Consider the following 18,213-nt stretch of genomic DNA (forward strand, 5'->3'; position numbering starts at 1 on the left):
GGCACCCTAGTCGAGCGCATTCAGGATCTCCCGCGCGCGGTCGGCGTAGCTGTGCCCGCCCTCGACGATCCGCCGGTACCCCGCCTCGGCGATCTTGGTGGCCTGGTCCGGGAAGAGCGCGCAGCGCTCCAGGATCTCGTCCAGTTCGTCCCGGCTGGAGAAGAGGAAGGCCTCGGCGCCGTCGTCGAGCAGCTCGGCGTGCTCGTCGGTGCGCTCGCCGACGAAGAGCCCGCCCGCCGCGGGCACCTCGAAGGTGCGGCAGGTGTGGGTATCCCGGTTGTCGGAGTTGAGCAGCACCAGGTTCGCGGTGACCGAGGCGACGGTCATGGAGAAGTCCTCGCCGAACACCCCGGGTCTGACCTCGGCGCGGGTGGTGCGCAGCCGCCGCACCCGGCGCCAGCCGGGCCCGGCCACCAGCAGCTGCGCGCCGTAGGTGCGGGCCAGCGAGACCATGCCGTCGCGCCGGTCCGGGCGGCAGGCGCCGATGAAGCCGACCAGGTACTGGCGGGTGGTGCGCTTGGCGGCCGGGTGGTGCCAGGCCGGGTCGTAGGCGCTGCGCACGAAGAGCGTCTCCTTGGCGCCGCGGGCGAGCAGCTCGCGCAGGTTGTGCCGCTTGGTGGTGACCACCAGGTCCCACTCGGACTCGTGCGCCAGGTAGTCCGGGGTGGTGTTCTGCGGGTTGGCGACGTCGTCCGGGCTGTAGTGCACGTGCAGCGCGGCCGGGATGTCGAGCAGCCTGCGCTGGTCCAGGTGCACCGACTTGAAGCCGAAGACCAGGTCCGGGCGGAGCTCGGCACCCGCCCGCTCCAGCCGCTGGTGCACCCGGTCGACGGTCCACGGCGCGCGCTGCTCGTGCGATTTGGCGTAGAGCCAGGAGGGCGAGAGCCGCGGCGGCAGCGTGGCCGCCGTCGAGTCGATCACCATCACCTCGTGCCCGAGGTGCCGGAAACCTTCGGCGAGCGAGCGGGCGTTGCTGCCGAGCCAGTCGTCGCCGACGAAGAGGATCTTCATCGCGTCCTTCTTTCCGCGCCGGCGGGCAGTACCCCGCCCGCGGCGCGTTCACGCACGATCAGCCCGCGCGTGCGCGCGAGATACCAGAGTGCTACGGCGAATTCGGCGGCCACGATGCCGCCGACCAGGGTCCAGACGGAGTGTGTGCGCGCGGCCACGAACAGCGCGACGCCCGCGACGCAGGTACCGACGAGCGCGCCGATCAGCACGCCGACGGTGTCCTGCCGCACCGGCAGGATGGCGGTGGTGATGAAGGAGGTGATGGTGGTGGCCGGGAGGATCAGCACCTCCAGCCGCAGCACCGCCACCGCCTCGGCGAACTGGTCGCCGAAGATCAGCGGCACCACGACGGGCGCCAGCAGCCAGAGCACAGCGCTGGCCGCGCAGGCCAGCCCCACGCAGACGGTGAGCGCGCGCAGCGCGTCCGGCCAGAAGCGCTCGTCGCCGCCGCGCTTGGCCATCCGGGGCAGCAGCGCGAAGCCGATCGCGTCGAGCAGCGACTGCACCGCCCGCACCAGCCGGTCCGAGGCGGAGTACAGCCCGAGCGAGGCGGCGTTGAGCACCGAGCCGAAGACCGTGGCCGAGCCCTGCCCGTAGCTGGTCACCAGCAGCCGCCCGGTGACCACCGGCGCCGCCGCGCGCAGCAGCGCGACGACCCCGCGCGGGCGGGCCGGCGGGCCGAACCCGCGCCAGGTGTCCCACCAGGTCAGCGCCACGCAGAGCACCGAGTTGCCGAGCAGGCAGAGCAGCGCCACCTCGGCGGTCGGGATGCGCGGCAGCAGCAGGATGAGCAGCAGCAGGTACGCCACCCTGGCCACCGCCTGGTAGAGCGTGGAGGCGCCGAAGCGGCCCTGCCCGATCAGCAGCCAGTCCTCGGACATCGACCAGACCCCGCCGATGAAGAGCCCGAGCGTGATCATCAGCGGGTACTCCGGCGCGCCGATGGCGAGCACGACGGCCAGCGCCAGCGTCACCGCGCCGAGGATGCCGGCGCGGATCACCAGGTAGGTGCCGCGGGTGCGGTTGATCGATGCCTTCTGCTCGGCCGGGCTCCTGGTCTCGCTGGACTCCTGGACCCGGGCGGCCATGTACGAGGTGATGCCGAGGTCGACCAGCAGCGAGCCGATGAAGTACGAGGACATCCCGACGGCGAGCAGCCCGAGCCCCTCGGTGCCGAGCACCCGCGCCATCAGCGGCAGCGTCGCCACCGTCACCAGGTACTGGCCGTACTTGCCGAAGCTCACGTAGGCGATGTCGCGCGCCACGCCGAGCAGCTCGCGCAGCCGCGACACCGGCTCCGCGGGCGGCGCCTTGGTGATGATCGGCAGCTTCTGCGTCGGCCAGTCCATGAAGGCCGGCATGACCTCGGTGGGCGGGTCGTACTCCGGCATCCGCATGCCGTCCAGCGACACCGGGTAGTGCCGGTGCACGATCCGGATCGGGACGGTGTCCTCGGAGTAGCGGTTCACGGCGCGGGCACCGCCGTCCGCCCGGTGACCGTCGCCAGCAGCCCGGTGACCGCGGCCGCGGTGGCGTCGATCCCGAAGTCGCGGGCCCGCTCGACGGCGGCGGTGGCGAGCCGGGTGCGCAGCGCGGGGTCGGCGGCGAGCCGGTCCAGCGCGGCGGCCAGCGCGGCCGGGTCGCCGGGCGGGACCAGGATGCCGTCCAGCTCCGGCCGGACGATCTCGGTGGGGCCGCCCGCGGCGGCGGCGAGCACCGCGCACCCCGCGCGCATGGCCTCCACCACGACCTGGCCGAAGGGCTCGGCGGTCACCGAGCAGTGCACCGCGATATCGGCGTCGGCGAGGTAGGGCCCGGGATCGGCGACGTGCCCGGTGAACTCGACCGGGAAGGGCAGCTCGGCGGCGAGCTCCTCGAGCCGGGCGCGGTACTCCTCCTCGTCGAAGAAGGTGCCGCCGACCAGGGTCAGCGCGGCGGGGCGGTGCGCGGTCAGCGCCAGGGCGCGCAGCAGCACATCCTGGCCCTTCCACTCGGTGAGCCTGCCCGCCATCACGATCCGCACGTCTCCGGCGGGCCGCTGCGGCTCCCGCGGCGGCACCGCGGTCTCCTCGATGCCCGGGTACGCCACGACGGCGGGCCGGCGCCGGGTGGCGAGGGTGCTCAGGGTGGCGCGGCTGTTGGCCACGACCCCGCGCGCGGCCCACCGGCCGAGCACCCGCAGCGCGAACGCGAGAACCCGGCCGAAGTAGTCGGCGGAGATCCGGTCGTGCACCTGCCAGACCAGCGGGATTCCGGCCCGCCGCGCCGCTACCGCCCCCATCAGCAGCGCCTTGGTGCTCTGCGCGACCAGCACATCGGCGTCCGCGCGGCGCAGGGTGTCCCCCAGGGCGCGGCCAAGCCGCACCAGCTCGAGTGCCCCGCCGACCAGCCGCAGCGGCCCGGAGCCCGCGATGGTCAGCGAGCGGCTGTCGAAGTCGTTGCGCTGCACGGTGACCGGGATGTCGCGGGCACGCAGCAGCTCGACCAGCGGGCCGTCGGCGGTGAGCAGCGCCGACGGCCGCACCGCCGTACCCGCGCGCAGCGCGGTGAGCAGCCGCAGCGTCGCCAGCTCGGCGCCCGACGGCGCGGCGGTGTGGGTCAGGAAGACGGCGTCGATCATCCGGTCAGCTCCCGGTAGAGCCCGACGTGCCGGTCCGCGGCCGCCGTCCAGGAGAAGGTCTCGGCGTGCGCGCGGCAGCGCTCGGCGTCGGGCAGCTTGCCGTCCAGCGCCGCCACCAGCCGGGCGGCCAGCGCCTCGGCGTCGCCGACCGGCACGATGAGCGAATCGTCGAGCGCGCGCACCGAATCCGGCAGCCCGCCGCAGGCGGTCACCACCGGCGCCCGCCCGGCGGCCAGCGACTCCAGCGCGATCAGCCCGAACCCCTCCAGCGCCACCGAGGGCACCACGGTGAGCGCGGCCTCGGCGTAGAGCCCGGTCAGCTCGTCGTCGCGTACCCGGCCCGCGAAGCGCACGCTCGCGCCGAGCGGCTCGGCCTGCGCGCGCAGCGCCGCCTCCGCGGTGCCGGTGCCGACGATCACCAGCCTGGCCTCCGGGTGCGCGGCCAGCACGGCGGGCCAGCCGCGCAGCAGCACGTCGATCCCCATCCGGTGCTCCAGCCTGCGCACGCAGAGCACCACCGGCTCGGCGCTCGCCGGGGCCGGGCGGAACTGCGCCAGGTCGACCCCGGGCGGGATCACCGAGATCTTTTCCGGGCGCACCTGGTAGTCGCTGACCAGGAGGTCACGGAAGTGCCCGGAGAGCACCACGAACCGGTCCGCGCGCAGTCCGCGCACCCGCTCCAGCAGGTACTTGGCCCTGGTCGCCGCGGCGCCCTCACCGGCCATCCGGCTCTCCGCCGCCCACGGGCCGTGGAAGTGCACGACCAGCGCCTCCCCGCGCCGCGCGGGCGGGCCGTAGAGCGCGAAATGCCGGTCCAGCACGGCCTTTCCGGCGGGTGCGTCGGCGTAGGCGGTGCGGGCCCGGTGCAGCGTGGAGCCACCGGCCGGCCCCCAGGAGCGGGCGCCCGCGGGGGCCGCGCCGAAGGCCGCGGCGTCGACGGTGATGTCGGCGCGGGCGGCGAGCGCGGTGTAGAGGTCGGTGAAGTAGCGGTTCAGCCCGCCGGGGGCGGAGCCGAACCACTCCGACCCGGTCATGTGCACCCGCGGTGCGGCGTTCGCGGTCATGCCCGGCCCCCGCGGCGGGTGCGGATCAGGTGCCCGGTGCGCACCCGCAGCCGGTGCAGCGCGGCCTTCGCCAGCCGCAGGTCCCCCACCGCGACGTCGAGCGGGGAGAGCAGCCGCGGGCAGTCGCGCGCGATGCGGTGGTGGAAGCGCAGCATCTCGGTGAGCTTGCTCAGCGACGAGGTGCGGCTGGAGAGGTTGAAGGTCGAGTTCCGCCAGGCCGCCGCCACCTCGGTGAGGCCGTAGAAGAGCCCGAACTGCCCGACCCGGGCGAAGAGGTCGACGTCCATCGGGAAGACCAGGTCGCCGCGGAGCCCGCCGACCCGGTCGAAGTGCTCGCGCCGGAACATGGCGGCGGCGGTCGGGCCGAAGTCGGCGGGCCCGCGCCGGACGATGGTGCGCGCGAGCTCGCGCGGGCCGTGCACGCCGTCCAGCCCCGGCAGCCCGAGCCCGGTCTCCACCAGCGCGCCGCCCTCGTCGATCACCTGGAAGCGCGAGGAGCTGAGCGCGAAGGCCGGGTCGCCCATGACCTCGAGCTGGGTGGCGAGCGAGCCGGGCAGCAGGATGTCGTCGGCGCAGACCACCTTCACCAGCTCGCCGGTGGAGAGCTGGATGACCCGATTCCAGTTGTCGCCGATGCGCAGCGTGCGGTCGTTGCGCTCGACCCGCACGCGCGGGTCGGCGAAGGACGCGGCGATCTCGCCGGTCTCGTCGGTGCTCGCGTTGTCGAGCACCAGGAGTTCGAATTCGACGTCCTGGCTCAGAATCGAGCGCATCGTCGGTTCCAGGGTCCGTCCCGCCTGGTAGGCGGGAACGCAGACCGAAAGGCTGACCATGTCCCCTCCTTTTAGCGGGATAAAAATGAATTCAGCAACATACCGGCAATATGGCGGGAAATAGCGGTTCGGCCGCGACCGGCTCGAATCGGATGGACCGGAAACAGGTCCCGTGGTCTTTCATACCGCCCTCATTACGTGCAGCTCCGGAATTCTCGAATGTTCCAATTCGGCGGAGCAATGGTCAAGCTATCGCGATTCGTCGTGCAGGGATACCCCGGATCGTTGCCAGTGGGCGACCTCACAGCACCCCGCCGCCCCCGGTGCGCGTTCAGCGGATCGGCGGCTCCCCGTTGCTCGTGGCCGGCTCGCCGACGAGCCAGCGCCCGGTCAGCTCCGGGTGCCGCTCGGAGACCTCGGCGAGCAGGTCGGGCACGGTCAGCAGCACCCGGTCCGGGCGCGCCGCGACCAGCTCGGCGGGCGCGATGATCGGCACGTCGGTGCCGGGCATCCGCCTGCCCTGCTTGGCCGGCGAGGCGTCGGCCACCCCGGCCACCAGCTCCCGCCGGACCCCCGCCCGGCAGAACAGCGCCACCGCGCGGGACGCGGCGCCGTAGGCGTACACCCGCGAACCGCGGGCCGCCTCCAGTTCCAGTGCGGCGCGCAGGTTCTCGCTCTGCCGGTCGGCCGCGCGCTGCAACCGGCCGACGAAGGCGGGCTCCGCCGAGCCGGCCTCGCGGGCCAGGACCCGGCGCACCGCCGCGTCCGGCTCGGCCCGCCCGTGCACCGCGGCGATCAGCACCGTGCCGCCGTACAGCCCGAAATCCCAGGCCGTGACGACCGACATCCCCGCGGCGCCGAGCATGCCGCGCAGCACCGCCAGGCTGTAGTAGGCGAAATGACCGTGCCGCAACGCATTCCACTGTTCTCCCGCGACGATGGTGTGCACGGGATGGTACTGCACCAGCAACACACCGCCGGGAGCGGTGGCCGCCGCCCGCTCGGCGACGGCCGCGCGCTGGTCACGGTCGTGCATGAGCCCGAAACAGTCGAGCACCACATCGGCGGGTCCGGCCGTCGGCGCGAAGCCGCGCGCGGCCAGCAACTCCAGCCAGCTGCCGCCGTGCGGGCTGCCGAACTCGCGCACGGTGCGCCCGCGCAGCAGCCCCGCCGCGGCGGCCAGCGCCACCGCCTCGGCGGCCTGCTCACGCAGCGCCCGCGGCTCCACCCCGCGCGGCTCGGCGGTCTCGGTGTCGTCCTCGGCCAGCTGGGCCAGCCCGCAGGCCGCGCAGAGCGCCATGGCCAGCGGGTGCGCCGCCTCGTCCGGGCGCACCGGCTCGCCCGCGGGCGGGAAGTGGTCGGCCGCGGGCATCCGGCCCAGGTCGAGCACCCGGGTCAGCACGGCGCTCCCGCACGCCAGGCAGGCGCTCATGGCACGATCACCCGGTGCGTATCGAGCGGTCCGGGCTCTCCGGCGTCCTCCTGCTGATCCCGGAGCCCTTCCACGACCAGCGGGGCTTCTTCACCCGCACCTTCGACGCCGAGATCTTCGACGCCGAGGTGGGCGCGGGCACCAGCGCGACGTTCACGCAGGACTCGCAGTCCCGCTCGGCGCGCGGCGTGGTGCGCGGGCTGCACGGGCGCCGCGGCCGCGGCGAGGCCAAGCTGGTGCGCTGCGCGCACGGCGCGGTGCACGACGTCCTGGTCGACATCCGGCCGGACTCCGCGACCTTCGGCCGCAGCGCGGCATTCCTGCTCGACGACAGCGACTTCCGGCACCTCTACGTGCCGCCGGGGTTCCTGCACGGCTTCCAGGCGCTGACCGCGACCGCGGACGTCTGCTACCGCATCGACCGCCCGCACGACCCCGCCGAGGATCTCGCGGTCGCGCACGACGACCCGGACCTCGCGCTCGACTGGCCGCAGCCGGTCACGGTGGTCTCGCCCCGCGATCGCGGGGCGGGCAGCTGGCGCGAGCTCCTGGCCGCCGAGCGGCTCACGCATCGGTTCTGACCCGGCGCAGCTCGGTGTCGAGCAGCCCGCGCTCGCCCAGCGCGCGCAGCGCGGCCAGCCGGACGAACGCGGTGCCGAACGCCTCGGCGGTGAGCCCGCGGTCGCGGTACTCGCGGTAGAGCTGGGCGGCGCCGTCGGGGATGCTCCAGCGCGCCTCGAAGCCGAGGTCGCGGCGGGCGGCGGCGAAATCGACCCGGTACGAGCGCGGGTCGGCGCCGGACTCGCCGGTGATCACCACCTCGGCGCCGGGCACCACGTCGGCCACCGCGTTCGCGATCTCGGCCACCGTGCGGTTGTTCCGCTCGGTGCCGATGTTGTAGGCGCGGCAGTGGATCGCCTCGACCGGCGCCTCCAGGCACACCGCGAAGGCCTCCGCGATGTCCTCGGCGTGCACCAGCGGCCGCCACGGCGTGCCGTCCGAGAGCACCTTGACCACGCCGCTCAGCACCGCGTGGCCGACCAGGTTGTTCAGCACGATGTCGGCGCGCAGCCGGGGCGAGAAGCCGAAGGCGGTGGCATTGCGCAGGAAGACCGGGGCGAAGCCGGAATCCGCGATGGCGGCGACGTCGTCCTCGACCCGCACCTTGCTCTCCGCGTACGGGGTGAGCGGGCGCAGCGGCGCCGACTCGTCCACCAGGCCGTCACCGGCCGAGCCGTAGACCGAGCAGGTGGAGGCGTAGAGGAAGCGGCGCACCCCCGCCTCCTTGGCCAGCCGGGCCAGCCGCACCGAGGCGTGGTGGTTGATGTCGTGCGTGATCTCCGGGACCAGCGCGCCGAGCGGGTCGTTGGAGAGCGCGGCCAGGTGGATCACCGCGTCGAAGCCGGTCAGCTGCTCGGCGGTGACGTCGCGCAGGTCGACCGCGAGCCCGGGCGGGTCCTGCGGCGCCGCGCCGAGCACACAATCGGCGAACCAGCCGGTGTCGAGGCCGGTGACCTCGTGCCCGCGCGCCCGCAGCAGCGGCACCATGACGGTGCCGAGGTACCCCTGGTGCCCGGTGACGAGAACCCGCATCGTCCTACCCACTCCCTAAATCCAGCACGGCCTTGTCCATCAGAAAACCCTCCGCGTACCGCGCGTGGCACTGCACCCCGCGCAGCCGCGCCAGCCCGAGGAACGATTCGTCGTCGAACCAGTCCCGCCCGGCCTGCGAGGGGTAGTGCTTCGCCAGCAGCGCCGCCTTCTCGGCGGCCACCTCCGGCGCCACCGGGTGCAGCACCGCCGGGCGCGGAGTATCCGTCTCCCACTTGAGGATCTCGTAACCGAGCACCAGATGGTTACGGAATTCGGTCGGCACCAGCTCGGCCAGGGTCCGGTGGTCCTGGTGCGCGTCGCCGCGGTGCGGCGCGAAGACCAGCTCCGGGTCGGTGGTCCGGCGGAAGGCGGCCAGCGCGTCCTTCACCCGGTCCCAGTGCGCGGGCACCCGGCCGTCCGGCACGTCCAGCACGGTGAGCGCCAGATCGGCGCCGGGGCAGAACGATTCGAGCGCGGCCCGCTCCTCGGCTTCGCGGCGTGTCCCGCCGCCGGAGAGGACGAGCGCGCGGACCCGGAGCCCGGCGTGCGCGCGCGCCAGCGTCAGCAGCGTCGCACCGGCGCCGATCGCGATGTCGTCGCAGTGCGCGCCGAGCAGCGCGATCTCGGTGAGCCGCGCGGGTACCAGCGAGATCACGACGCCGGACGCTCCCAGACCATCCAGGGCCGGTCGCCGCGGTGGTACCCGGTGTCGAGCTCGGCGCGCTCCTTGAAGGTGTCGGCCGGCTTCCAGAAGCCGAAGTGCTGGTAGCCGAAGAGCCTGCCCTGCGCGGCCAGCGCGCCGCAGGCGTCCTCCACCAGGTCGCCGCCGGGCGGCAGGTGGTCGAAGATCTCCTGGGTGAGCACGAAGTAGCCGCCGTTCTCCCAGATCGGGAGCTTGGCCACCGGGGTGATCTGCTTGACCTCGCCGTTCGGCAGCACATCCACGCAGTGGAACGAGGACTGCGGCGGCACGATCAGCATGGAGGCCGCGGCGCCGGACTCCGCGAAGCGCCCGACCACCTCGTCCAGCGGGGCGTCGGTGAGCACGTCGGAGTAGTTCGCCAGGAACATCTCGTCGCCGCCCAGGTGCGGGCGCGCCCGGCGCAGCCGCTCCCCGATCGCCGACTCCAGCCCGGTGTCGACGAAGGTGATGGTCCAGTCCGCGATATCGGAGTCGAGCAGCTCGACCTGGCCGCCGCGGATGACGAAGTCGTTGGACATCGTCTCCTGGTAGGTCAGGAAGAAGTTCTTGATGTGGTGCGCGCCGTAGCCGAGGCAGAGGATGAACTCGGTGTGGCCGTAGTGCGCGTAATACCGCATGACGTGCCAGATCAGCGGCCGCGGCCCGACCATCTGCATGGGCTTGGGGACCACGTCGTTGTCGCTGTTGCGCATGCGCATGCCGTAGCCGCCACAGAACAGAACGACCTTCATCGGGTGCCGACCTCCGTGTTCGCCGGGGCGACCACGCGCACGGCAGGCAGCGGGAAGACCAGCCGGCCGCCCCACGCGCCGATGTGCCGCAACTGCGCGGTCAGCTCCGTCTCGAGATTCCAGGGCAGGACGACGACCACGTCCGGCCGGTCCTCGTCGATCCGGTCAGGGGAGTGGATCGGGATGCGCGTGCCCGGGGTGAACTTCCCGTGCTTGTAGGGGTTGCGATCGACGGTGTAGGCGAGCAGATCCGGCCGGATCCCGCACCAGTTGAGCAGCGTGTTCCCCTTGCCGGGGGCGCCGTAGCCGACCACCGTCCGGCCCGCGGCCCGCTCGTCGAGCAGGAAGCGCAGCAGGTCGTGGCGGACCTGCTCGGCCCTGGTGCGCAGCACCGTGTAGCCCGCGACGGTGTGCAGCCCGGCCTCGGCCTCGAGCGCGAGCAGCTCGGCGACCCGCTCGGTCGGCTCGGCCACGGCTTCCGGGCGGGCCCAGATCCGCAGCGACCCGCCGTGCGTGGGCAGCAGCTCGACATCGGCCACCGCCAGCCCGGCCACCGCGAGCGCGCGCTGCGCCGAGAGCAGCGTGTAGTACTGGAAATGCTCGTGGTAGATGGTGTCGAATTGGCCGTACCGGACCAGGTTCAGCGCGTGGTGCACCTCGATCGAGATCCAGCCGTCGTCGGCGACCAGCCCGCGCAGCGCGTGCGTGAACCCGCGCAGATCCGGAATATGGGCGTAGACATTGTTCGCCACCACCAGATCGGCCGGGCCGTGTTCGGCCCTGACCTTTTCCGCCAGCCCCTCGTCCAGGAATGCGGTCAGCGTCGGCACCCCGGCCTCGCGCGCGGCCGCGCCGACATTCACCGACGGCTCGATTCCGAGGCAGGGCACGCCCGCCGCGACCACATTGCGCAGCAGATATCCGTCGTTGCTGGCCACCTCGACCACGAGGGAATCGCCGGTCAGCCCGAGCCGGAGCACGGCGTCCTCGACGAAGGTCTTCGCGTGCCGCACCCAGCTGTCCGAGTACGACGAGAAATACGCGTACTCGGTGAAGGTCTCCTCCGGCGTGATCAGCGCGGGAATCTGCAGCAGCAGGCACTCCGCGCAGATCCGCAGGTGCAGGGGGTACGCCGGCTCGGGCAGATCGAGCTCGGCGGCGGACAGGAACTTCTCACAGGGGGGTGTGGCTCCCAGGTCGACCACACTGGTCAAGCTGGGCGAATCACACAGACGACAACGCACACGGGCTCCACATCGAAACAACAATCCCGCCGGCGGCGCCCCGCAGCCCGAGAAGTCACTTCTCTACCGACCGGGACAAAAAGTATCATCACCCCGCGCCCGGCGCGACCCGAACAGTGACCGATTCCGCCCCGAAAACCTCGAACAGCTTGTTTCGAGTTACCGGCCCTGCAGACCGGTGTCCCGGATCACCGCGGCCCGAGCGCATCCCAGCCCGCCTGCGCATTTTCGTACGCACGTACCGGCCCAGGTCATACCGATAAGTACGGTGCTGTGACCTGGCTCCTACGGCTTGTGCCCGGCGATCATCGGGGGCAATATCTTCGCAACAGATCGGCCCGGCTTCGATTCGCACCGTCGCGACGCCGCCGGACGGGATGGGTCCTCTGAATTCTTCGTTTTCCTACGGTTGCGAAGAATTTGCGCTTCAAGCTTCAAGCAGGTTGTTTCACGATGGTTCTCGAGCTCACCGGCACCGGCGGTGCCGTCGACCTGCGCCACCACTCCTCCCGCCCCGGCGAGCGAGACCGCTGGCGCCTCAACTACGTCAGACGGCTCGTCGTCACCGACATGCTGGCCATCGCCGCGGGAACGCTGCTGGCCCAGCTGGTGGAGGTGGATTTCACGGCCGCGCGGCCGGTGGTGTGGGCGCCGGACTTCAGCGGCGCCGCCGTCGCGCTCTCGCTCGCCGTCGTCGTCGCGTGGTCGATCGCGCTGGGCTGGAAGGACACTCGCTTCCACCGCACCGTCGGCAGCGGGAACGAGGAGTACCGGCGGTTGCTGTCGGTGACGCTGCACCTCTTCGGCGCGCTCGCGATCGGCGCCCTGGTGCTGCGCGCCGACGCCGCGCACGACTACCTCGCGGTGGCACTGCCGGTGGGGCTGGCCGGGCTGGTCGGCACCCGCGCCGCCTGGCGCAGGCACGCCGCGCGGCACCGGGCGCTCGGCCGGTACCGGCACTCGGTGCTGGTCGTGGGCGGCCCGGAGTCGGCGCGCGCCATCGCGCACAACTTCGACCGCAACCACATGTACGGCTACCACGTGGTCGGGGTCTGCACCGCCGCCGGGCCGAACCCGGAGGGGCCCGGCTCCATCGCGGTGGGCGGGCGCGAGATCCCGATCGTCGGCGACGACCGCTCGGTGATCAGGGCCGCCCGGCGCACCGGCGCCGACACCGTCGTCGTCATGGCGACCGACCGGCTCGGCCCGCGCGATATCCGGCACCTGGCCTGGGATCTGGACGCCTTCGGCGCGGAGCTCATCGTCGCCGCCGGGATCATGGACGTCTCCGGCACCCGGATGTCGAGCCAGGTGCTCGCGGGCATGCCGATGCTGCACATCGAGCGCCCGCAGTACGACCGCGCGCTCTCGCTGCGCAAGGCGATCTTCGACTTCTGCTTCTCGGCGCTGGTGCTGCTCGCCATCTCGCCGATCCTGCTGGTGATCGCCGCCGCGGTGAAGTTCACCAGCCACGGCCCGGTCTTCTACCTCTCCGAGCGCATCGGCATGGACGGCAGGCCGTTCCGGATGATCAAGTTCCGCAGCATGTACGTGCACGCGGACAAGCACGTGCACACGCTGATCTCGGAGAACGGCGGGAACCCGCTCTTCTTCAAGATAAAGAACGACCCGCGGGTGACGCCGGTCGGGCGCTTCCTGCGCAAATACAGCCTGGACGAGCTGCCGCAGTTCTTCAATGTGCTGCGCCGGGAGATGAGCGTGGTCGGGCCGCGCCCGCAGGTGCGGCGCGAGGTGCACTCCTACGACGGGGTCATGCGGCGCCGGCTGCTGGTGCGGCCGGGGGTGACCGGGCTGTGGCAGGTCAGCGGCCGCTCGGACCTCTCCCCCGAGGAGTCGGTGGAGCTGGATATCTCGTATGTGGAGAACTGGTCCATGACGCTCGATCTCTGGATCATCACCCGCACGCTGCGGGCGGTCGCCGAGGGTGAAGGGGCCTACTGACCCGATCCCGCCGCACCGTCGGGGGGCGGCGGGGTCGTTGTCGCCGGGTTCCCGGGGTGGGGCGCCCGCGCGGGTGCCGGGTTCGCGGGTCGCACGCCGCGGGGGCGGTAGCGGAGCGTGCGCGGCGGGCGTCCTAGGCTGCGAGGCATGCGTTCGCTCGTCCTCGCCGCCGCCGTCTGGCTCCTGGCCGCTCCGGGAGTGGCGCACGCGGTGCCGCAGCCACCGCACCCGTTCCTCGGTCCGGCGGGCTCGGCGACCATGCACGGCGATGCCGGATCTTCGGACACCACACCGTATTCCGGGCCGGGCACCGGGCCGCTCGCGGTGCGCGCCGACCCGCTGGCCGCCGCCTGCCCGACGCTCCTGCAGGGCCGCGACGGGCTGGTGGTCGCGCTCTGCACGAGCATCGCCGGGCAGGTGCCGACGGTGCACCTGCTCGACCCCGAGCACGGCTCGCTGGCCGCGCTGCCGCTGGTGAAGGGCAGCCTGCTCGGCGGGGTGTACGCGTACCTGGACCAGGACGACCGGCTGGTGGCCGTGGACGGCGAGCGCGCGCTGGTCCGGGTGGCGCACCACCGGGACGCCGACGGACGGTGGCGGCTGGAGATCGCCGAGCGCACCGACCTCTCCGGCGCTATCCCGCAGGGCGACAGCGTGACCGGGCTGGTGCCGGACTGGTCGGGCAATGTCTGGTTCGCCACCGGCCGTGGTGTCGCCGGGCTGCGCACCCCCGACGGCCGGACCAGCACCGTCGACCTCGGCGAGCAGGTCGCGAACAGCATCTCGGCCGCCCCGGACGGCCACGTCGCGGTGGCCACCACGCACGCGCTCTACGAGCTGACCGCCCCCGGCGGCGCGGCCCGGATCGCCTGGCGCGCACCGTACGACCGCGGCACCGCCCGCAAGCCGGGGCAGCTGAGCCACGGAACCGGCTCCACGCCCACCTATTTCGGCCCGCGGACCGGGTCGGAGTACCTGACCATCGTGGACAGCGCCGACGCCGGCGTGCGGGTGCTGGTCTTCCGCTCCGGCACCGGCGAGCTCGTCTGCGCGCAGCCGGTGCTCACCGCGGGCGGGCCGGGCAGTGAGAACTCGCCGATCGGCGCCGGGCACTCGGTCTTCGTGGCCGGGACGTACGGCTACCCGTACCCGACGGTGCCTGGAGACGCGGGGCCCGCGGTGCCGCCGACGGCGCCGTTCACCGGCGGCCTCACCCGGGTCGATGTGGACGACGCGGGCTGTCACACGGTGTGGGACAGCGCGATTCGCAGCGCGGCGGTACCGCACCTGTCGACCGCGGACAATCTGCTCTACACCCTCACCCGGCACGGCCCGGACACCGCCACCCCGGCCGACGGCTTCTCGGTGACGGTGCTCGACCCGGCCACCGGCGCGGTGCTCGCCGACTCCCCCGCCCCCGGGACGGTGCTCGACGACCCGCTGCAGATGTCGCCGCTCATCCTGCCGGACGGACGGATGCTGCAGGGCACCGTCACCGGGGTGCTGCGCATCGGCTGACCCGGTTCACCCGATGGTCGCGTGCATCTCCCACACGATCACCTCGGCCTCGCCCGCGGCACTCACCCGCTGCCCGCCCGCGCCGGTGAAGCGCACCGAATCCCCCTCGCCCAGCGGCCCGGTGCCCTCCAGCTCGACCGCGCCGCGCGCGACGAAGAGGTGCAGGAACGGCGCGTCCGGCAGGGTGATCGGCGCGTCGCCCGCGCCGAGCCGCGCCACGTGCATGGTCGCGTACCGGTTGGCGATCCGGATGGCGGAGTGGTCGGCGTACTCCTTCATGCCCGACGCCACCGGGACCAGCCCGCCGGAGAGCAGCGCGTCGTCGATCTCCAGCTGCTCGTAGCCGGGGGTGATCCCGGACTCGTCCGGCAGCACCCACATCTGCACGAAGTGCACCGGCTCCTCGTGCTGCCGCGCGAACGAGCCGGTCGCCCCCGCGAAGCGCCAGGAGTCGTTCTTCTCCGAGTGCAGGATGCCGGTGCCCGCGCTCATCCGCTGCGCCAGCCCCGGGTAGATCACCCCGGAGTGCCCGGTGGAGTCCTGGTGCACCAGCGAGCCGCGCAGCACCCAGGTGACGATCTCCATGTCCCGGTGCGGGTGGGTGTCGAAGCCCATGCCCGGGGTGACGATGTCGTCGTTGTTCACCAGCAGCAGGCCGTGGTGGGTGTTCTCCGGGTCGTAGTGCTGCCCGAAGGAGAAGGAGTGCTTGGAGTCGAGCCAGCCGATCCGGGTCTTCAGCCGGTCGCCGGCGCGGCGGACGTCGATCTGCGGGGTGGTGGGAGCGGACACGGTTGCCTCGATTCCGAGTTCATTGCTTTGTCAACTACCTGCAGACTACTCACTATCGTTGCCTTGTCAACCAATGCGCGTACGCTGGAGACCGTGAACGCGACACGCTGGCTCGATACCGACGAGAACGAGCTCTGGCGGGCGTACCTCGACGCGACCCGCCTGCTCTTCCGCGACCTGGACAAGCAGCTCACCCGCGACGCCGGCATCGCCTTCGCCGACTACGAGATCCTGGTCCTGCTCGCCGAGGCCCCCGACCGGCGGCTGCGCATGAGCGCGCTCGCCGACGCCAGCAGCACCAGCCGCAGCGGCATCACCCGCGCCGTCACCCGGCTCGAGCACTCCGGCCGGGTCCGCCGCGTCGACTGCGAATCCGACCGCCGCGGGGCCTGGGCCGAGCTCACCGACACCGGCGCCGCCGAACTCGCCGCCGCGAGCCCCGGCCACGTCGCCGCCGTCCGCGCCGCGCTCCTCGACCGAATCGACCCCGCCGATATCCCCGCCCTCACCCGCGCCTTCCGCGCCGTGCGCGACGGGAATCGCTGATCGAGCGTCAGCTGCGTCGGGATGCCCTGATCACGTCGACGCCCGCGCCGGCCGCGATGAACCAGAGTACCGGCGACCACGTCCCGGTCAGCAGGTAGCAGGCCCCGGTTACGATCAGCGCCGCGACCAGCAGCCACAGGACGGCCTCCACGGTCAGGCTTCGCCTGCCGATGGCCGCGAGCACGGCGGCTCCCGCCACGAGCAACGCGGCGGCGATCGCGCTGCCGGCGAGTACCACTACCTCGCGTCGGCTGAAGCCCTGCGGGTCGATCTCGGCGCCGTGCAGCAGGAAGACGAACCCGACGGTTCCGGCCAGTACCAGCAGGCCGAACGCCGCGGCGACGGTGACGCGGATGCGCAGGACGATCTGGCGTACCCGGTCGGGGTCAGGGTCGGGGGCTGTCATCCCGATTTCACCGACCAATCCGCATCCCCATCCAGCACGGTGGCATCGGTATAGTCGGCTGCCCCGGTGGCCGGCCAGTGCCCGAGCGGGAATCCCTGCGAGTTGTCCAGTTCCAACTGCACCGCCTGCACTTGACCCATCGTGGATTGGATGATGGTGAAGATGCCCGAGATCGAGGCGGTGACCAGCCCGGCGAATTTCGCCGCGGTGATCAATCCCGCGATTCCGGCTGGGATGGCGCCGACGCCAGTGCCTGCGGTGAGACACTCCGCGACAGCCTCGACGATGACCGCGATGACAATGGAGAGCAGCGACGTATAGAACGTCACTCCCGCGACACCGAGCGTCAACGTCGCCGAACGAATCGCCGCCGCGATCGAGCCCATTCGCGCGGCGGCGATGCGCTGCGGCGCAATCGCATCGGAGTACGACTCGGCGGCCGCGCCCTGCCAGTACCCGCCGACCTTGACGGCGGTGTCCTCCAGATCGGAGGCCACCGTGTTCATCGACTTGGCCACATCGACCCAGTCGTACGAGGTGCTGATGAAGGCGACGGGCGCGCCGACTCCCTCGATCGCCTCCACGAACTTGTCCCAGAGCCGGCTGATCGCGTCCGCGAAATCGTTCCCGATCTCGATGATCTCGTCACCGATCCGCAGAACGTAGCGAATGATCGGCATGTCGGCCGCATCGCGGAACGACTCCCTGATTCGAGCGGGGAGATTCCCTAGTTCCTCGACCTTGTCGATCAGGTCCTGCGCGACCTGCTCCATTTGCGCGGCGGATGGCGCCATCCCGACTTCCCCCGATTGTTCAGTAGAGATTGTGAATGGCGTGCGCCTGCGCACGCTCTTCGTCTTCGTACACGCCGGCTACGGTATTCAGCGTGCGGGCGATCTCCTTCATCGCCAGCTCGCCTTCGCGCAGCCGGGTCTGCATCTGCGCGACGACTTCGTCGTACTTGTCCACGAAGCCGAGGAACAGCCCTGCCTGCAGTGTCGTGTAGGTGTACTCGCCGATCTCGTCGGCGACATCTCCGAGATCAGTGGCCCGCTCGGCCCAGCCGGTCGCCTGTTTGCGGAGCGCGTCGAGCGCGACGGTGACCCGTTCCGGCGTCGGTGCCATCAGTTTCCCCCGGTGACGTTGTTGCTGTGCAGCAGAGCGATCAGCTGCTCGGCAGCGGCGGTGAGCTTCGCCGTCGGCGATACCCGGCCGTGCGCGTACTCGTCGCGCTGCGTTTGCAGCGCGGCGTTGATCTCGGTGGCGAGCCGGCTGGTCGCCTGCCGCTCCGCCCATTCCTGGTCGATGCGGCAGCCCGACATTCCGTGCTCGGAGAACGCGAACTCGATCGCGCGCGGCGTATCACTGCTATCACGAGACGGTGTGGCAAGGGGTTGCGCCGAAATGGCCAGCACCTCCTCGATGAGGTCCTCGGCCGCGCTGTGAACCGGGACGGTTCGAGCCTCGGGCACCAGGGCAGGTGGCGGCACACCCCGGCGGCCGGCGGCCTCGACCTCCTCGCGTGCCGTCTTCCAGCCGTCCGCGTAGGCGGCTCCGAAAGCCTCGAGAATCGCCGCGTCGAGGCGTTGCCCGTTCAGCAGCGACTGCCAATTCTGCGAAATGGTGAACCGTCGCGGAATGTTGTCGTGGTCCAGCTCGGTGTGCACCGCGCCGCTCGCATCCCGGCCCGACCGGTCCATGGTTCGTGCTGTCCGATCAATCCACAGATAGGTGGCGGCTCTGGCCTCGACAGCGCTCCGCACCTCCTCGAAGCCCTGAAGCAGGCTGCCGAAATCCACTACTTTCCCCCGTCGCTGGTGC

At 72.0% G+C, this 18,213-nt stretch carries 19 protein-coding genes; 4 read left to right on the forward strand and 15 right to left on the reverse strand.

The genetic code is table 11. The features are described from left to right. Positions 1–6: 6 nt before the first annotated feature. The 6 genes from AB0H71_RS07005 to AB0H71_RS07030 all read right to left on the reverse strand — a co-directional run bounded on the left by AB0H71_RS07005 (position 7) and on the right by AB0H71_RS07030 (position 6,900). Entirely contained in the window at positions 7–1,011 is a 1,005-nt protein-coding gene (locus tag AB0H71_RS07005) for a glycosyltransferase (RefSeq protein ID WP_357015767.1), read from the reverse strand. Beyond that, positions 1,008–2,480 (reverse strand): lipopolysaccharide biosynthesis protein, encoded by a 1,473-nt coding sequence (locus AB0H71_RS07010; RefSeq protein ID WP_357015770.1) that lies wholly within the window; start codon positions 2,478–2,480, stop codon positions 1,008–1,010. Before AB0H71_RS07010 ends, AB0H71_RS07005 begins: the two co-directional genes overlap by 4 nt. Next, positions 2,477–3,631: a glycosyltransferase family 4 protein gene (locus tag AB0H71_RS07015; protein WP_357015773.1), complete on the reverse strand. Its 1,155-nt coding sequence runs from the start codon at positions 3,629–3,631 to the stop codon at positions 2,477–2,479. The genes AB0H71_RS07010 and AB0H71_RS07015 overlap by 4 nt, the downstream gene beginning before the upstream one ends. Beyond that, a complete protein-coding gene (locus AB0H71_RS07020) occupies positions 3,628–4,665 on the reverse strand; it encodes a glycosyltransferase family 4 protein (RefSeq protein ID WP_357016220.1) in 1,038 nt (345 codons plus the stop codon). The genes AB0H71_RS07015 and AB0H71_RS07020 overlap by 4 nt, the downstream gene beginning before the upstream one ends. A 26-nt stretch (positions 4,666–4,691) precedes the next feature. Further along, the gene (locus AB0H71_RS07025; RefSeq protein ID WP_357015775.1) at positions 4,692–5,528 is read right to left on the reverse strand and encodes a glycosyltransferase family 2 protein; all 837 of its coding nucleotides are present in this window, start codon (positions 5,526–5,528) and stop codon (positions 4,692–4,694) included. A 271-nt stretch (positions 5,529–5,799) separates the two neighbouring features. Then, positions 5,800–6,900, reverse strand: coding sequence for a methyltransferase domain-containing protein (locus AB0H71_RS07030; protein WP_357015778.1), 1,101 nt, complete (start codon positions 6,898–6,900; stop codon positions 5,800–5,802). A 14-nt stretch (positions 6,901–6,914) separates the two neighbouring features. Here AB0H71_RS07030 and rfbC point away from each other — a divergent pair, with 14 nt between their 5' ends. Continuing rightward, entirely contained in the window at positions 6,915–7,481 is a 567-nt protein-coding gene (gene rfbC, locus AB0H71_RS07035) for a dTDP-4-dehydrorhamnose 3,5-epimerase (RefSeq protein WP_357015781.1), read from the forward strand. Here rfbC and AB0H71_RS07040 read toward each other — a convergent pair. Genes AB0H71_RS07040 through AB0H71_RS07055 form a run of 4 tightly spaced genes read right to left on the reverse strand, consistent with a single transcriptional unit; the run spans position 7,465 to position 11,171 of the window. Further along, positions 7,465–8,493 carry an SDR family oxidoreductase gene (locus tag AB0H71_RS07040; protein ID WP_357015784.1) on the reverse strand — a complete coding sequence of 343 codons (1,029 nt, stop codon included), beginning with the start codon at positions 8,491–8,493 and terminating at the stop codon, positions 7,465–7,467. The two genes, rfbC and AB0H71_RS07040, sit on opposite strands and share 17 nt — an antisense overlap. 4 nt (positions 8,494–8,497) lie before the next feature. Beyond that, the gene (locus AB0H71_RS07045) at positions 8,498–9,148 is read right to left on the reverse strand and encodes a PIG-L family deacetylase (RefSeq protein ID WP_357015787.1); all 651 of its coding nucleotides are present in this window, start codon (positions 9,146–9,148) and stop codon (positions 8,498–8,500) included. Beyond that, positions 9,145–9,927: a glucose-1-phosphate cytidylyltransferase gene (locus AB0H71_RS07050; RefSeq protein ID WP_357015789.1), complete on the reverse strand. Its 783-nt coding sequence runs from the start codon at positions 9,925–9,927 to the stop codon at positions 9,145–9,147. Before AB0H71_RS07050 ends, AB0H71_RS07045 begins: the two co-directional genes overlap by 4 nt. Continuing rightward, positions 9,924–11,171: a class I SAM-dependent methyltransferase gene (locus tag AB0H71_RS07055; RefSeq protein WP_357015791.1), complete on the reverse strand. Its 1,248-nt coding sequence runs from the start codon at positions 11,169–11,171 to the stop codon at positions 9,924–9,926. The genes AB0H71_RS07050 and AB0H71_RS07055 overlap by 4 nt, the downstream gene beginning before the upstream one ends. Before the next feature lie 453 nt (positions 11,172–11,624). On the opposite strand from AB0H71_RS07055, the gene AB0H71_RS07060 reads away from it, so the two are divergent. Together AB0H71_RS07060 and AB0H71_RS07065 are read left to right on the forward strand one after the other, a co-directional pair. Further along, complete coding sequence (locus tag AB0H71_RS07060; protein ID WP_357015793.1) at positions 11,625–13,133, forward strand: sugar transferase; 1,509 nt, start codon at positions 11,625–11,627, stop codon at positions 13,131–13,133. Positions 13,134–13,280: 147 nt separating this feature from the next. Beyond that, entirely contained in the window at positions 13,281–14,651 is a 1,371-nt protein-coding gene (locus AB0H71_RS07065) for a hypothetical protein (protein WP_357015795.1), read from the forward strand. Positions 14,652–14,657: 6 nt separating this feature from the next. Here AB0H71_RS07065 and AB0H71_RS07070 read toward each other — a convergent pair whose 3' ends face one another. After that, entirely contained in the window at positions 14,658–15,440 is a 783-nt protein-coding gene (locus tag AB0H71_RS07070) for a pirin family protein (RefSeq protein WP_357015798.1), read from the reverse strand. A 93-nt stretch (positions 15,441–15,533) separates the two neighbouring features. On the opposite strand from AB0H71_RS07070, the gene AB0H71_RS07075 reads away from it, so the two are divergent. Further along, the gene (locus tag AB0H71_RS07075; protein WP_357015801.1) at positions 15,534–15,986 is read left to right on the forward strand and encodes a MarR family transcriptional regulator; all 453 of its coding nucleotides are present in this window, start codon (positions 15,534–15,536) and stop codon (positions 15,984–15,986) included. A gap of 7 nt (positions 15,987–15,993) precedes the next feature. Here the strand turns inward: AB0H71_RS07075 and AB0H71_RS07080 are convergent, their stop codons facing one another. Genes AB0H71_RS07080 through AB0H71_RS07095 form a run of 4 tightly spaced genes read right to left on the reverse strand, consistent with a single transcriptional unit; the run spans position 15,994 to position 18,191 of the window. Continuing rightward, positions 15,994–16,392, reverse strand: coding sequence for a hypothetical protein (locus tag AB0H71_RS07080; protein WP_357015804.1), 399 nt, complete (start codon positions 16,390–16,392; stop codon positions 15,994–15,996). Next, positions 16,389–17,186 (reverse strand): hypothetical protein, encoded by a 798-nt coding sequence (locus tag AB0H71_RS07085; RefSeq protein WP_357015806.1) that lies wholly within the window; start codon positions 17,184–17,186, stop codon positions 16,389–16,391. The genes AB0H71_RS07080 and AB0H71_RS07085 overlap by 4 nt, the downstream gene beginning before the upstream one ends. 19 nt (positions 17,187–17,205) lie before the next feature. Continuing rightward, a complete protein-coding gene (locus AB0H71_RS07090; protein ID WP_357015809.1) occupies positions 17,206–17,517 on the reverse strand; it encodes a type VII secretion target in 312 nt (103 codons plus the stop codon). Beyond that, on the reverse strand, positions 17,517–18,191 hold the full coding sequence (locus tag AB0H71_RS07095; protein WP_357015812.1) for a hypothetical protein: 675 nt from the start codon (positions 18,189–18,191) through the stop codon (positions 17,517–17,519). Before AB0H71_RS07095 ends, AB0H71_RS07090 begins: the two co-directional genes overlap by 1 nt. Positions 18,192–18,213 lie beyond the last annotated feature (22 nt).

The sequence above is a fragment of the Nocardia sp. NPDC050697 genome, from assembly GCF_040654395.1.
Lineage (GTDB): Bacteria > Actinomycetota > Actinomycetes > Mycobacteriales > Mycobacteriaceae > Nocardia.

Bases quoted from the DNA above. Each gene is read 5' to 3' on its own strand.
- AB0H71_RS07025 (WP_357015775.1), bottom strand. From the start codon at position 5,528: ATGGTCAGCCTTTCGGTCTGCGTTCCCGCCTACCAGGCGGGACGGACC.
- AB0H71_RS07005 (WP_357015767.1), bottom strand. From the start codon at position 1,011: ATGAAGATCCTCTTCGTCGGCGACGACTGGCTCGGCAGCAACGCCCGC.
- AB0H71_RS07050 (WP_357015789.1), bottom strand. From the start codon at position 9,927: ATGAAGGTCGTTCTGTTCTGTGGCGGCTACGGCATGCGCATGCGCAAC.
- AB0H71_RS07085 (WP_357015806.1), bottom strand. From the start codon at position 17,186: ATGGCGCCATCCGCCGCGCAAATGGAGCAGGTCGCGCAGGACCTGATC.
- AB0H71_RS07030 (WP_357015778.1), bottom strand. From the start codon at position 6,900: ATGAGCGCCTGCCTGGCGTGCGGGAGCGCCGTGCTGACCCGGGTGCTC.
- AB0H71_RS07060 (WP_357015793.1), top strand. From the start codon at position 11,625: ATGGTTCTCGAGCTCACCGGCACCGGCGGTGCCGTCGACCTGCGCCAC.
- AB0H71_RS07020 (WP_357016220.1), bottom strand. From the start codon at position 4,665: ATGACCGGGTCGGAGTGGTTCGGCTCCGCCCCCGGCGGGCTGAACCGC.
- AB0H71_RS07040 (WP_357015784.1), bottom strand. From the start codon at position 8,493: ATGCGGGTTCTCGTCACCGGGCACCAGGGGTACCTCGGCACCGTCATG.
- AB0H71_RS07080 (WP_357015804.1), bottom strand. From the start codon at position 16,392: ATGACAGCCCCCGACCCTGACCCCGACCGGGTACGCCAGATCGTCCTG.
- AB0H71_RS07090 (WP_357015809.1), bottom strand. From the start codon at position 17,517: ATGGCACCGACGCCGGAACGGGTCACCGTCGCGCTCGACGCGCTCCGC.
- AB0H71_RS07015 (WP_357015773.1), bottom strand. From the start codon at position 3,631: ATGATCGACGCCGTCTTCCTGACCCACACCGCCGCGCCGTCGGGCGCC.
- AB0H71_RS07065 (WP_357015795.1), top strand. From the start codon at position 13,281: ATGCGTTCGCTCGTCCTCGCCGCCGCCGTCTGGCTCCTGGCCGCTCCG.